The organism is Denitratimonas organivorans (assembly GCF_037478135.1).
Lineage (GTDB): Bacteria > Pseudomonadota > Gammaproteobacteria > Xanthomonadales > Xanthomonadaceae > Denitratimonas.
Genome location: NZ_JBBHDV010000009.1, coordinates 85122 through 98186, shown reverse-complemented (window position 1 = coordinate 98186; position 13065 = coordinate 85122). Strand labels below are relative to the sequence as shown.

Annotated in this window: 12 protein-coding genes; 3 read left to right on the top strand and 9 right to left on the bottom strand. The window is 66.5% G+C overall.

Features of this window, described 5'->3' with window-relative positions:
* Positions 1-6: 6 nt before the first annotated feature.
* The 8 genes from accC to WDB66_RS10530 all read right to left on the bottom strand — a co-directional run bounded on the left by accC (position 7) and on the right by WDB66_RS10530 (position 8799).
* The gene (gene accC / locus WDB66_RS10565; RefSeq protein ID WP_339398541.1) at positions 7-1374 is read right to left on the bottom strand and encodes an acetyl-CoA carboxylase biotin carboxylase subunit; all 1368 of its coding nucleotides are present in this window, start codon (positions 1372-1374) and stop codon (positions 7-9) included.
* Entirely contained in the window at positions 1364-1816 is a 453-nt protein-coding gene (locus WDB66_RS10560) for a four helix bundle protein (RefSeq protein ID WP_339398540.1), read from the bottom strand. Before WDB66_RS10560 ends, accC begins: the two co-directional genes overlap by 11 nt.
* A 14-nt stretch (positions 1817-1830) precedes the next feature.
* On the bottom strand, positions 1831-2301 hold the full coding sequence (gene accB, locus WDB66_RS10555; RefSeq protein ID WP_339398539.1) for an acetyl-CoA carboxylase biotin carboxyl carrier protein: 471 nt from the start codon (positions 2299-2301) through the stop codon (positions 1831-1833).
* Between the two features lie 43 nt (positions 2302-2344).
* The gene (aroQ, locus tag WDB66_RS10550; protein WP_339398538.1) at positions 2345-2803 is read right to left on the bottom strand and encodes a type II 3-dehydroquinate dehydratase; all 459 of its coding nucleotides are present in this window, start codon (positions 2801-2803) and stop codon (positions 2345-2347) included.
* A gap of 149 nt (positions 2804-2952) precedes the next feature.
* Positions 2953-3549, bottom strand: a complete 597-nt coding sequence (locus WDB66_RS10545) for a TlpA family protein disulfide reductase (protein ID WP_339398537.1) — start codon at positions 3547-3549, stop codon at positions 2953-2955.
* Positions 3546-5807: a protein-disulfide reductase DsbD family protein gene (locus WDB66_RS10540; protein ID WP_339398536.1), complete on the bottom strand. Its 2262-nt coding sequence runs from the start codon at positions 5805-5807 to the stop codon at positions 3546-3548. The genes WDB66_RS10545 and WDB66_RS10540 overlap by 4 nt, the downstream gene beginning before the upstream one ends.
* Positions 5808-5825: 18 nt before the next feature.
* Positions 5826-6152: a divalent-cation tolerance protein CutA gene (gene cutA / locus WDB66_RS10535; RefSeq protein WP_339398535.1), complete on the bottom strand. Its 327-nt coding sequence runs from the start codon at positions 6150-6152 to the stop codon at positions 5826-5828.
* Positions 6153-6240: 88 nt separating this feature from the next.
* Complete coding sequence (locus tag WDB66_RS10530) at positions 6241-8799, bottom strand: endonuclease (protein WP_339398534.1); 2559 nt, start codon at positions 8797-8799, stop codon at positions 6241-6243.
* Between the two features lie 209 nt (positions 8800-9008).
* Here WDB66_RS10530 and WDB66_RS10525 point away from each other — a divergent pair, with 209 nt between their 5' ends.
* From WDB66_RS10525 to WDB66_RS10515, 3 genes are all read left to right on the top strand, one after another.
* Positions 9009-10736 (top strand): ATP-binding protein, encoded by a 1728-nt coding sequence (locus WDB66_RS10525; protein WP_339398533.1) that lies wholly within the window; start codon positions 9009-9011, stop codon positions 10734-10736.
* A 181-nt stretch (positions 10737-10917) separates the two neighbouring features.
* A complete protein-coding gene (gene rocF, locus WDB66_RS10520; protein ID WP_339398532.1) occupies positions 10918-11838 on the top strand; it encodes an arginase in 921 nt (306 codons plus the stop codon).
* An 81-nt stretch (positions 11839-11919) separates the two neighbouring features.
* Complete coding sequence (locus WDB66_RS10515) at positions 11920-12051, top strand: entericidin A/B family lipoprotein (RefSeq protein ID WP_339398531.1); 132 nt, start codon at positions 11920-11922, stop codon at positions 12049-12051.
* An 82-nt stretch (positions 12052-12133) separates the two neighbouring features.
* Here the strand turns inward: WDB66_RS10515 and WDB66_RS10510 are convergent, their stop codons facing one another.
* The gene (locus tag WDB66_RS10510; protein ID WP_339398529.1) at positions 12134-12913 is read right to left on the bottom strand and encodes a hypothetical protein; all 780 of its coding nucleotides are present in this window, start codon (positions 12911-12913) and stop codon (positions 12134-12136) included.
* Positions 12914-13065: the final 152 nt, after the last annotated feature.

Sequence of the window (13065 nt, the reverse complement as noted above, 5' to 3'; positions counted from 1 at the left end):
CGGGCCTCAGCCCAGCCCCATCCCCGTATCACGGTGTTCCTTCAGGCGCTTTTCCAGGTAGTGGATGTTCATGCCGCCCTGCTGGAAGCCGGGGTCGGCCATGATGCGTTGTTGCAGCGGGATGTTGGTCTTGATGCCGTCCACCACGGTTTCCGACAGCGCCACGCGCATGCGCGCGATCGCCTGTTCGCGGGTGGCGCCGTGCACGATCAGTTTGCCGATCATCGAGTCGTAGTTGGACGGCACCTTGTAGCCTTCGTAGATATGGCTGTCCACGCGCACGCCGGGCCCGCCGGGTGGGTGGTAGTGGCGGATCAGACCGGGGCAGGGCATGAAGGTTTCCGGGTCTTCGGCGTTGATGCGGCATTCGATCGCGTGGCCGCGCGGCACGATGTCTTCCTGGCGGATCGTCAGCGGCCGGCCGGCGGCGATGCGCAGCTGTTCGGCCACCAGATCGATGCCGGTGATGCGTTCGGTGACCGGGTGTTCCACCTGGATGCGGGTGTTCATTTCGATGAAGTAGAAGCGGCCGTCCTCGAACAGGAATTCGAAGGTGCCGGCGCCGCGGTAGCCGATGCGGATGCAGGCTTCGACGCAGACCTTGCCGATCTCCTCGCGCAGTTCCGGGGTGATGCCGGGGGCCGGCGCTTCCTCGACCACCTTCTGGTGACGGCGCTGCATCGAGCAGTCGCGCTCGCCCAGGTGGATGGCGTTGCCCTGGCCGTCGGCCAGTACCTGGATTTCGATATGGCGTGGATTCTCGAGGAATTTCTCCATGTAGACGATATCGTTGCCGAAGGCCGCCTTGGCCTCGGATTTCGTCGTGGCGATGGCGCTGTGCAGCGAGCCTTCGGCGTGCACCACGCGCATGCCGCGTCCGCCACCGCCGCCGGCGGCCTTGATGATCACCGGCAGACCGATTTCGCGCGCGATCATGGTGTTGCGCAGCGGATCATCGCCGAGCGGGCCGTCCGAGCCGGGCACGCAGGGCACGCCGGCATCGCGCATCGCGCGGATCGCGGCGACCTTGTCGCCCATCATGCGGATGGTGTCGGCCTTGGGTCCGACAAAGATGAAGCCGGACTGTTCCACGCGCTCGGCGAAATCTGCGTTCTCGGCGAGGAAGCCGTAGCCCGGATGGATCGCCTGCGCGTCGGTGACCTCGGCCGCGGCGATGATCGCCGGGATGTTGAGGTAGCTCTCCGACGAAGGCGCCGGGCCGATGCAGACCGATTCATCGGCCATCGCCACGTGCTTGAGGTTGCGGTCCACGGTGGAATGCACTGCGACGGTCTTCAGTCCAAGGGTGTGGCAGGCGCGCAGGATACGCAGCGCGATTTCGCCTCGGTTGGCGATGACAACTTTATCGATCATGGGAATGGGGAATCGGGAGTAGGGAATGGGGAGGTGGCGTTTCGCGTGAGGAAACGCTATCGGGTGGTGAAGCCTGGCGGGAAAGTGCGTTCATCAGGGCGGTAAGGCGGGCGAAGGTGCGGTCGATGCCGGTAACCAGCCCGGCTTCGCGTTGTCCGTAGCCCAGTCGTTCCGCGATTTGCAACTGGGTGTCCAGTTCCGACAGCGAGCCGCGCGCGATCGAGAGAAAGCGCAGGTATTCGGCGCGGGAGCGGCGTGCGGCACCTTCGGCGATGTTGGACGGGATACTGATGGCGCTTCGACGCATCTGCTGGGTCAGGGCAAACCTTTCCGTATCGGGAAACTGATGGGAATACCGGTAGACCGCTTCCACCAAACGCATGGCATCGCGCCAGACGTCAAGGCGCTCGTGCGGCCGCTTCACCGATTCCCCACTCTCCATTCCCGATTCCCGGCTCAGGAAATCACAAAAAGCGGCTCATCAAACTCGACCGGCTGGCCGTTGCTGGCCAGGATCGCGGTGACGGTGCCGGCGATTTCGGCTTCGATCGGGTTGAACATCTTCATCGCTTCGATGATCGCCAGGGTGTCGCCGACCTTGACGGTCTGGCCGATGCTGACGAACGCGGGCGCTTCCGGGCTGGAGGCGGTGTAAAAGGTGCCGACCATCGGCGAGCGCTGGATCTGGCCCTCGGGCAGGTCGCTTTCCTTCGCCGCAGGGGCGCTGCCGGAAGTGGTGGCCGGGGCGGCGCTGGTGGCGGGCGCGGCGAGGTGTTGCGGTGCCGAGGCGGCGACCTGCACCTGAGCGGGAGCGGCATTGCTGATGCGCGACAGGCGTACCGACTCCTCGCCTTCCTTGATCTCGATCTCGGTGAGGTTGGATTCCTCCAGCAGGTCGATCAGTTTCTTGATTTTTCGCAGGTCCATGGGATTTCTCGCAGGTGTGTGGACCGCTGCGCGCGCAGGCGGGTCAGCGGGTGGAAGGGGATGGGGTGTCGAGGTGGCGCACGGCGGCGCTCAGCGCCAGGCCGTAGCTCAGTGGCCCGAAGCCGGCGACCACGCCCAGCGCCAGATCGCTGAAATAGCTGGTGTGGCGGAACGGTTCGCGCCGGTGCGGGTTGGACAGGTGCACTTCGATGAAGGGGATCGCCACCGCCGCCAGCGCATCGCGCAGCGCCACGCTGGTGTGGGTGAAGGCGGCAGGGTTGATCAGGATGAAAGCGGTGCCGTCGCTGCGCGCGGCATGCACGCGCTCCACCAGCTCGTGCTCGGCATTGGACTGGAAACTGCCGAGCTGGTGGCCGTGTTCGGCGGCGCGCGCGATCAGATCGGCGTTGATGCTGGCCAGGTCCGTGTGCCCGTAGATGTCCGGCTCGCGCGTGCCGAGCAGGTTCAGGTTGGGGCCGTGCAGGACGAGAAGGTGCGCCATCGGGGGTTCGGGAAGTGCCGCGGGCCGGCAGTGTGCGGCAGCGGGGCGGAGCTTGTCCAGAAAATTTGCCGCATTTCGCCGAAGTTAGACGATTTAATCGACTGTTTGAATTTTCCCGGAAGATGCGCTGGAAGCGCTGCGGTAGCGTCTCAGTTCTCGATCCAGCGCTCCAGATCACCGGCGTGGAAGGCGCCCATGCGGGTTTTCCTCAGTCGGCCCTGGGCATCGATCAGCACCGAGTACGGCAGCACGCCGCGCAGATTGCCGAGCAGCGCCGAGCTGTCGTTCGGGCCGGACGGTTCGAGGAAGATCTCGAACGCCACAGGGTGCCGGGTCAGGAAGTCCTGTACCGGGGCGGCGTCATCCAGCGCGATCCCGACCACGCGCACACCGTCCGGCCCCTGCTGCGCGGCGAAGGCGTCCAGCAGCGGCATTTCCTCGACGCATGGCGGGCACCAGCTGGCCCAGTAATTGATCAGCAGCGGCCGGCCGCCGGCTTCCAGTGTGTAGGGCTGGCCGTCGCGGTCGTGCAGCGGCAGCGCCGGCACCGCCTTGCCGGGAACGATCACGCTGCGCCCGTCGGGCAGCAACGCGCCCGGATGGAACAGCGTGCGCACCACCCATTCGCCGCCGGGCAGGCCGAGCATCGAGGCTGGCCCGAAGGCTAGCATCGCCACACCCAGCCCGGCGACGGCGCCGCCCAGGCCCAGTACGCCGATCAGCAGCGCCTGTTTCCACGGCTTCATGGCGCGGCCATCGCGTTGGCGAGCGCGTCCAGGGTCAGCACCGTGGGCAGCACCGCGTCCGGCCGTCCGGGCGTGACCACCACGTACAGTGGCACGCCGAAGGAACCGTGCAGTTCGAGGAAGGCGGTGATGTCCGGGTCCACGTTGGTCCAGTCGCCCTTCATGTAGACCGCGTCGTGGCGGGCGAGCAGGTCGCGGAAGCCGTCGGTGTCCAGCACGCGCTTTTCGTTGGCCTTGCAGGTTACGCACCAGTCGGCGGTCATGTTGATAACCACGGTACGGCCTTGATCGCGCAGTTTCTGCAGGCGCGGCGCCGAATACGGGATCGCGCCATTGCTCTGTGTGGTGGCGACGCTGGCCGGAAGCTCCAGCTGCGGAATGCGCCAGAACGGCCACAGCGCCAGCAGCAGCAATGCCAGGGTCAGCACGCGGGCGCCAATGGCGCCGTTCCAACGCGCCTTTTCCCAGCGCCACAAAGCCAGCGCCAGCACCACGATGCCGGCCAGCGCCAGTGCTGCCGCATCGATACCGCGCTGCTTGCCCAGCACCCACAGCAGCCAGACGGCGGTCAGGTACATCGGGAAGGCCAACACCTGTTTCAGGGTTTCCATCCACGCACCCGGGCGCGGCAAGCGTGATGCCAGCCCCGGCACGAAACCGATCAGCAGGAATGGCAGCGCCAGTCCCAGCCCCAGCGCCAGGAACACCAGCAGCGCCAGCAGCGGGTGCGCGGTGAAGGCGAAGGCCAGTGCCGATCCCATGAACGGTGCGGTGCAGGGGCTGGCCACGACCACCGCCAGCACGCCGGTGAAGAAATCCCCGGCCGGCCCGCTCCTGCTGGCCAGTCCGTGTCCGGCGCCGGCCCAACCGCTGCCGATGGAAAACACCCCGGACAGGCTCAGGCCCACGGCCGCCATCACGTAGGCCAGCGCAGCGATCACCAGCGGCTGCTGCAATTGGAAGCCCCAGCCCAGTGCCAGCCCGAGCTGGCGCAATCCCAGGGCCGCGACGCCGAGCAGGCCGAAGCTGACCAGCACGCCGGCGGTGTACCACAGCGCATGCGAACGCGCCTGGCTGCTGCTGTGCCCGCTCTGCGCCAGTGACAGCGCCTTCAGCGACAGCACCGGCAGCACACAGGGCATCAGATTCAGGATCAGGCCGCCGCCGATCGCCAGCAGCAGCGCCAGCGCGATCGCGGCCAGGCTAGGTGCGCTGGCATCTGCGCGTGTGGTGGTGGCGTCGGCCGGCAAGCTGGAAACCAGTTGCGTGGGCTGTGCCTGCGGCAGCGCGATCGCCACTTCGCGCGTCATCGGCGGATAGCAGATGCCATCGGTCTGGCAGCCCTGGAAGGTCGCTTCCAGCTTCAGCGTGCCGGCCTCGCCACGGCTGCGGCGCAGGCCCAGCGGTACTTCGACCTGGTCGAAATAAACCTGCACCTCGCCGAAGTGTTCATCGTGGTGGGTCTGTGCTGGTGGCCACTGCGGGCTGGCCAGCTGCACGCCGTCGGCATCGAACAGGCGGAAGCTGCTGTGGTCGCGGTACAGGTAATAGCCCGGCGCCGGGGTGTAGCGCAGCAGCAGTTCCACCGGCGAAGTGGCGATGGCCTCGAACTGGAACGCCTCGTCGTCCGACAACGGCATCGCATCGGTGGCGCCAACGCCGGCGTCCAGCCCATTGCCGCCCAGCAGGCCGGGAACCGCGCTATTGCCGCCCGGAAGCCCTGCCAGTGCCGACAGCCCGCCACCGGCCTGCGGCAGCGTGGCGGGAATGGTTGCAGCGGCGCCCGCCGGCAGCTTCAGCGCCACTTCGCGCGCCTGCGGCGGATAGCAGATGCCGATATCGGCGCAGCCTTGATAGCGCACCCGCAGCCGGATGCGGTCGCGGCCCGGTGCGACGATGTCCGGCAGCGTCATCGTCAGGTGTTCGCGATAGGTTTCCACATCGCCGAAGAATTCGTCGTGGCTCGGTGTGCCGGGCGGCACCTGGAGATCGCCGGCGCTGACATCGGTATCCAGTGGTTCCACCGCGAGCCGGTGGCGGTACAGGTAATAGCCGGGCGCGATACTGAAATCGAACTGCGCCAGACCGGCCTGTGGCGCGCTGGCTTCCAGCACGAAGGCCTCGTCGACCGGCAGCAGTTGCGAATCGTCCACCGCCAGCGCCGTGGTGGCGGGCAACAGCAGGGCGGACAGGGTGAGCAGGCAGCGGCGCAGCAGGCCGCTGCGGGTCGAGCGGAGGTGGGGCAGGGGTGGGGTCATGTCAGTTCAATGCAGCGGTCAGGGCGCGGGCGCGGTGGTTTCATCGCCGATCCAGTCCAGATAGCGATCCAGGCCCGAGCCGACTGGGACCGCGAGAATCTCCGGGAGTTCATACGGGTGCAGTTCCAGCACGTGCAGCTTGAGTTGTTCCAGCCGCGCCGCCCGGGTCTTGATCAGCATCAGCACTTCTTCGGAGGTTTCGATATTGCCTTGCCAGCGGTACACCGATTGCACACCCGGCAGCAGGTTGACGCAGGCCGCCAGGCGCTGCTCGACCAGCGAGCGCGCGAGGCCGGCGGCCACTTCGCGTGTGGGACAGGTACACAACACCAACTGGACGGACATGGTGGACCCCGGACAAGAAAACGGCCGGTCGCACAGGGCGACCGGCCGTACAGTTTAGCCAGTGCCCGCAACACTGCGGGCATGGGGCTTAATCCCGGGCCTCGAAGCCATCCGCGAAGATGGCGATTTCCGGCTCGGGCGTGCCGCAGTTTTCACCAACGGCAATGGTGACGCTGGCCGGAGCCGAGCGGCGGGTGCCGTCCGAGGTGCTGTAGGTGAAGCTGTCGGTGCCGCAGAAGCCGGCGTTCGGGGTGTAGCTGAAGCTGCCGTCGGCCGCCAGCGCCACGCTGCCGTTGGCCGGAGCCGAGACCCTGGAGGCGGTCAATTCGAACCAGCCCGTCGGCGCGCCACTGGCGGCATCGAACTCCACGTCACTGTCGTTGGTCAGTACGCCATTGGCGGCCGTGATGTTCAGCACTGCGCCCTGCGCCACGCTGTAGCTGTCGGTGGCGGCGACCGGCGCGTTCAGGTTCAGCGCGCAGGAGGATGGACGCAGGGTCTCGAACAATTCACGACGTGCCCATTCGGGGTGGTCGATGAACGGGTTGCGGTTGTTCTGATAGCTGAAAACGATCTGGTTGCGATTCAGCTCCCGCGCGTCCGGCGCATCGAAGCTGTTCCATTCCAGCAGGTCGGTCAGGATGCCCATGTAGAACGGCCCGGCGCCACTGCCGGTCTGGATCAGGCTGCGGTTGTCGGTCAGCTCAAGCCGCGGCTCGCCGCTTTCGCCCTGGTAGCGTACGGCCATGTACATCACTGCGCGCGCCATGTTGCCCTTGATGTGGTCCCACACTTCGAACGAACCGTCGTTGCCGTCCGGGCCCTGGTACCAGTTCGAATCCGCATCCGAATCGCCGCCAATGCCGTGGTTGTGGACCGTGCCCAGACGTGTGCAGGCGCCTTCGCAATTGGCGAACGGCTTGTTGCCACGATCGCTGTTGTAGCCGGTGTGGGTCAGGTGCAGCATGTGGGTGTCGGTCGCCGGACCCGGTGTGCCGGTGCTGCCTAGGCCGTAGCTGCGCGGCCAGGTGTGCTCGCGGTTGTACGCGCCGGTACCGCCAGTGATCTTGGTGAACGACTCGTTGCGGAAATTGTCGAGAATCTTGCTGGTTTCTACCGGGTCCTCATCTGCGAGATTCAGGATCACCCAAGTGTTGTCGCCCGATCCGCTGTAGGGGTACTTGTTGTGGCCCTTGATGGTCTCGTAGATCGAGCAACGCAGTGTCGCTGGCGTGGCCAGATTGACGTTCTCGTAGTACGCACCGGTATTGGCCCCGTCCATCACCGTGAAGGCGATGCTGTAGTCCTGGTCCAGCTGTGCACCGACCAGATCCTGCACGCCAGCCTGATGGATGCCGAACTCGCAGGTGTCACCACCCACCAGCGCGGTGCCGGTGCCGATCGTGAAGTTCACCCCGCCATCGGTCGAGGCTGGGGTCAGTGCGATGCCGGTGGAATCTGCACAGGTCAGCGAGAACGCGCCACTGGCGGCGATCACAGGCTCACTGAAGGTGACCTTCAGGTCGCCGGCCGACGGGAAGTTGGTAGCGCCCTGTGCCGGCACGGTGCTGACCACGGCAGGCGGCACGTTCGGCGGCGGCTCGGCGACGGTGAAGCTGATCGTGCCCGGATCTTCCAGCGGATGTGCCGACGGGCCCTGATCGGTGATCAACGCAGTGTCGAACGACAGCACGCAGGTCTCGTCCACGGTGAAGGCCGTGGGCGGCGTCAGGAAGAAGCTGATCGGCCCGCCGCTGACATCGGTATTGGCCGGCGTGTGGGTGCCGCTGTCCGAGCACTGCAGGGTGAACCAGGTGCCGGTGACATCGACCGGCTCGGAGAAGGTCAGCAATACCGAGCCGTCGGCGGGGAAGTCGGTGGCGCCATCGACCGGCACGCTGCTCAGCAGCGTCGGTGCCACATCGACCGGGGTGCCGAAGACCACGTCGTCGATGGCAAGACCGTCGTCATCACCCGATTGGTTGGTATCGGACCAGCGAATCCAGAATGTACCGTTGGGTGGCACGGCCACGCTGTTGAGCAGGGCCGACAGCTGCTCTTGGTGCTCAGGCAGGTTGCCGTTGATGCCGCTGCCGCTGACGGGCGCCGCATCCGGGGTTACGAAATCCAGCGCGGAAACGTCGTGCCACGTGCCGGTGGTCAGGGAGGTGGCGTCCGTACTGTATTGAAAGCGCAGCCGGTCTGGCGATGCGACGGCCGTGCGCCGACGCCAAGCTTCGCCGGTGTAGCTGACCAGCAGGTCATTGATGGTGGCACCGCTGTCATTGCGAAGCTGCGCACCGATATAGGCCACCACGTTGCCGACGCCGGCCATGGCATTGGCCGCGAGGATGCCGAAGGCTCGATCGTCGGCGGCGGTGCCGTAGCTGTAGACATTGCCACCTGAGTTGTTGCCATTGTCGGCCGCATAGGTGGATTGCGAGCTTCCGCCCATTTCCTGGAAATACCAACCCGTAGGCAGGGTGCTGCTCGTGCCGCTGGAAGCCAACGAATTGAAATCCTCACTCGCCCCGGCACCCGGCCCGGTGAGAGCCACCGCACCGCTGCCAACCTGCTGCGCCATTGCCGATACAGGCAAGCACAGCGCCAGCGCGGCGAGCAGGCCGCGCATCCGGTAATTGCTCATTAAAAAGTACCCCGTTGTTTGTCAGATCTGCCATCGCCACGGCAGCGGGCCAGAATGCCAGAAGAACATGGCTGGCGGGTGACAGGCCCATCGTCACGCGGTGCTGCGGCCCGATATCGGTGCAGGTCTGTGACCGACATCCCATCAGGCGTCGCCGGCGGGCGCCTCGCCTATACTCGCCGGCACCGGAATCGTGGGGAAGAACGCCGATGTTGCTGCTTCGGCACGCAGTGGGATGGTTGCAGCGGGCACCGATCAGCGATCCGCTGGACCGGCGCAGCGCTCCCGGTCTGCAGGTGTTGTTGCTGATCGGTGCGGTGCTGGTGCCGCTGATCACGCTTTCGGGCTGGCGTGAAGCCGGCCAGTTCGGGTTTTCCACCGGCATCGGTCTGATGAGCACGGCGACGCTTTGGTTCTGTCTGTGGCTGGTGCGGCGCGGGCAGTTCCGCCCGGCGGTGGCACTGCTGCTGGCGGTGCTGTTGGCGCTGATCGTGCTCAGTTACCAGGTCTACGGGCTGCGTGCGCAATCCGGCCTGCAGGTGGCGCACCTGTTGCCGCTGCTGATCGGCGGACTGCTACTGGGGCGTGCCGCGCTGTGGTGGGGCATGCTGGTGCTGATGGCTGCCGCGCTGCTCGGGGCCGGTATCGACATGGCGCAGGCGCCGGATGTAGGGCTGGTGCGCGCCGACATCCTCGACGATCTGATGCTGGGTGCACTGACCTTCCTGGTGACCACGGTGATGCTGGACCGGCTGATCTCGGCTTCGCGCCGCGCGCTGCGGCGCAGCGAGGAGCTGGACGAAACCTGTCGCCGGCTGGTCTGCGAAATCGAGGAGAAGGAACGCTCCCAGGCGCAGCTGATCCAGGCTCAGAAGCTGGAATTGCTGGGCCGCATCAGCGGCGGCATCGCACACGATTTCAACAACATCCTCGGCGTGATCATGGGCTATGCCGGCATGGCGCGCGCCTCGGGCGGTTTCGACGATGGCCCGATCGACGGCATCGAGAACGCCACCCGGCGCGGTGCGATGGTGACCCGTCGCCTGCTGGGCCTGGGCCGCCACCGCAGCCGCCAGCAGGAGGTGTTCGATGTCTGCGCATCGGTGCGCCACGCGATGACGCTGATCGAGCCGCTGTTCGGTGAACGGGTGGAAGTCGGGATCGAGCTGCCGCCAACGGAGCTGCCGGTGCTGCTGGATCGCGACGAATTCGAACTGGCGCTGCTCAATCTGGCCTCCAACGCACGCGATGCGATGCCGGAAAACGGGTGCTTTCGGATCACGGTAACGGCGCAGGACGACAGGGTGCGGGTGGAGGTGTCCGACACCGGCCACGGCATGAGCCAGGAGGTGGTGGCGCGGTTGTTCGAGCCGTTCTTCACCACTAAACCCGAGGGCCGCGGCACCGGCGTCGGCATGGCCGTGGTGCAGCGTCTGGTGACCGAGGCCGATGGACAGATCCAGGTCGACAGCGCGCCCGGTCAGGGTACGCGCATCACCCTGCTGCTGCCGCGCGCGCGGATGCAGCCGGACCGGGCACCGACCGAACTCCAGGGCACGCGCGTGCTGCTGGTGGAAGACGATGCGCAACTGCGTCCGTTGCTGGCCGAGGGACTGGTCGCCGCCGGATGTGTCATCAGGTTGGCGTCTGATGGCGCGCGGGCGCTGGAAGCATGGACTGGGACGGAACCTGCGCCGCAGGTGCTGATTTCGGACTACCGGCTTTCCGATACCGACGGCATCAGCCTGCTGTGCCGGCTTGGCGAGCGCTGGCCGCAGGCGGCGCGCATCCTGATCACCTCGCACCGCAGCGACGACATGCCGGCGTTCGAGGAGCACGGCATCATGCTGCTGCGCAAGCCATTCGTGCCGGCGCAGCTACTGGATGCGGTACGCCGCAGCCTTGCACAGGAGCCGACCAGGGCCGCCACCGCCTGATCGCAGTTGATCGCGCCAGACCGGGCTGATCGCCGATGTGCGGATTGGTGCGTTCCGGCGGCACGGCTATGCTGTGACCCTTGCATACGGCGATTGCCCGGAGGATTCCGATGTCCATCAAACCGCAGTTTTCAGCATTGGCCGGCCGAATGTGCCATCCACTGGTTGCCGGAGCAGGGCGATGAGTCTGGCCGGAGTCGTGGTGAGCCTGATCGGAGCGCCGACCGATATCGGTGCCGGCCATCGCGGGGCTTCAATGGGCCCGGAGGCGCTGCGTGTGGCCGGTATCGAGGAAGCCCTGCGCAAGCGCGGGCTGGAAGTGGTGGATCGCGGCAATCTCGTCGGGCCGCGCAATCCATGGCAGGGGCCGGTCGAGGGCTACCGCCATCTGGAGCAGGTGGTGGCCTGGAACCGCGCGGTAATGGAGGCCGTTGGCCAGGCGCTGGATGCAGGGCAGTTTCCGATCCTGCTCGGTGGCGATCACTGCCTGGCACTGGGTTCGATCACCGCGGTGGCCGCGCATTGCCGGCAGCAGGGCAAGAGCTTGCGGGTGCTGTGGCTGGACGCGCACGCGGATTTCAATACCAGCCAGATCACGCCCAGCGGCAATATCCATGGCATGCCGGTGGCCTGTCTGTGCGGGATCGGCCCGCAGGAGCTGACCCATCTTTCCGGTGATTCACCGATGCTGCGGGCCGGCGAAATCCGCCAGATCGGCATCCGCTCGGTCGATGAAGGCGAACGCCGCCTGGTGCGCGAGGTTGGGCTGGACATCTACGACATGCGCACCATCGATGAGATCGGCATGCGCCAGGTGATGACCCAGGCGCTGTACGGCCTGGACGAAAACACCCATCTGCATGTCAGTTTCGATGTGGATTTCCTTGACCCGTCGATCGCGCCGGGCGTCGGCACCACGGTGCCCGGTGGTCCCAACTACCGCGAGGCGCAGCTGGTGATGGAGATGATCGCCGACAGCGGCGCGATGGCGTCGCTGGACATCGTCGAACTCAATCCGGCCTTCGATGTGCACAACTCCACCGCGCGGCTGGCGGTGGATCTGGTCGAAAGCCTGTTCGGCAAGTCCACCCTGATGCGCTGAGCGCCGGGGCTTGCTGAAACGGGTGGATGCATGGCTAAACTTGCCCGGCCGCGCACTGGGCGGCGAGTGAGGAATTGATCGATGAAGCGCAACATCAGCCTGTTGTTGTTGACCCTGGCAGCGGCTCTGGTACTGGGTGGCTGCAATACCGTGCAAGGTGCCGGCAAGGACATCCAGAAGGCCGGTGAAAAGCTGGAGGACGCTGCCCGCTGAGGCGCGGCAGGGTTCGCCGCCGTCACCTGCACAGCCCGCCGCGGCGCGATGCCCGACGGGCTGTGCGTTTTTAGCCACTGGCTCATGGGTCGGGCACGAAGCCGCCGGGGAAGGCACGCGGCCCCGGCCGGTGCGGAGGTGGCGCGATCACGCCCATCGCGATCAGGTTATCGCGCCGGTCATAGCGCAAGGCGACCATCTCCGCCGGTGTCCCGCTGGCGCGCTGGAACTGCGTGCGCTCCACCCGTGAATATTCGCGTTGTCCGTGGGCGGTGCCGATCGATTGCTGCATCTGCGGCGCGGCCTGCACGGTATCGGCCGGCGCGCGCGCTGCAGCGGGCGGATGCATGGCTTCAGCCCGTGCGCTGCCGGTCTTGCCGTGGCTGATCCGCGGGCGCGGTGGCGGAGACGGGCGCTCACGGAACACCGCAATGCCGATCACCCCGACATTATCCGGTCGGCCGGTGCGCGCGGCGTAGCTGTCGGGCAGCGCGGAAAATTCGAATGCCGCCACATCCGACAAGCTCTTGCGCCAGCCGGCCACGTCGGTGCTTTGGTATGGCTCCAGCACATAGCCGGCCTGATCCGGCGCGGCCGTCTGGCCGCTGACGGCATTGATGCCGTCCACGCTGAGCACCGCCAGCACGCGGCCGCCGCTGCGGTTGGCAAGACGGATCGCGTAACGTTGGCCCGGACGGCCTTCGACAAAGGCCTGGTCGTCGCGGTAATGGACGTGAAGCGGCTGGCCGCTGTCGCGGTCCACCACATTCAATTCGACCACCCGGCCATGCGCGGCGGCGGGCGCGGGAAACGCCGCCATCGCGGTGGACAGGGTGAGAATCAACAGGGTCAGCAGATACATGGCACGGCTCCGGTGGAAGGTGCGGCGCTTCAACGCGCGTAGCTGCGATTCGGGGTTGTGCTGCGCGGTCGCGGTTCACGTTGCGGCAACATTTGCCGGTGGCTGCTGCGGTTATGCTTTCGCCCGGATGCCGATCTGCCCGGCCGCAGGAG

Bases quoted from the DNA above. Each gene is read 5' to 3' on its own strand.
- accC (WP_339398541.1), bottom strand. From the start codon at position 1,374: ATGATCGATAAAGTTGTCATCGCCAACCGAGGCGAAATCGCGCTGCGT.
- WDB66_RS10560 (WP_339398540.1), bottom strand. From the start codon at position 1,816: ATGGAGAGTGGGGAATCGGTGAAGCGGCCGCACGAGCGCCTTGACGTC.
- accB (WP_339398539.1), bottom strand. From the start codon at position 2,301: ATGGACCTGCGAAAAATCAAGAAACTGATCGACCTGCTGGAGGAATCC.
- aroQ (WP_339398538.1), bottom strand. From the start codon at position 2,803: ATGGCGCACCTTCTCGTCCTGCACGGCCCCAACCTGAACCTGCTCGGC.
- WDB66_RS10545 (WP_339398537.1), bottom strand. From the start codon at position 3,549: ATGAAGCCGTGGAAACAGGCGCTGCTGATCGGCGTACTGGGCCTGGGC.
- WDB66_RS10540 (WP_339398536.1), bottom strand. From the start codon at position 5,807: ATGACCCCACCCCTGCCCCACCTCCGCTCGACCCGCAGCGGCCTGCTG.
- cutA (WP_339398535.1), bottom strand. From the start codon at position 6,152: ATGTCCGTCCAGTTGGTGTTGTGTACCTGTCCCACACGCGAAGTGGCC.
- WDB66_RS10530 (WP_339398534.1), bottom strand. From the start codon at position 8,799: ATGAGCAATTACCGGATGCGCGGCCTGCTCGCCGCGCTGGCGCTGTGC.
- WDB66_RS10525 (WP_339398533.1), top strand. From the start codon at position 9,009: ATGTTGCTGCTTCGGCACGCAGTGGGATGGTTGCAGCGGGCACCGATC.
- rocF (WP_339398532.1), top strand. From the start codon at position 10,918: ATGAGTCTGGCCGGAGTCGTGGTGAGCCTGATCGGAGCGCCGACCGAT.
- WDB66_RS10515 (WP_339398531.1), top strand. From the start codon at position 11,920: ATGAAGCGCAACATCAGCCTGTTGTTGTTGACCCTGGCAGCGGCTCTG.
- WDB66_RS10510 (WP_339398529.1), bottom strand. From the start codon at position 12,913: ATGTATCTGCTGACCCTGTTGATTCTCACCCTGTCCACCGCGATGGCG.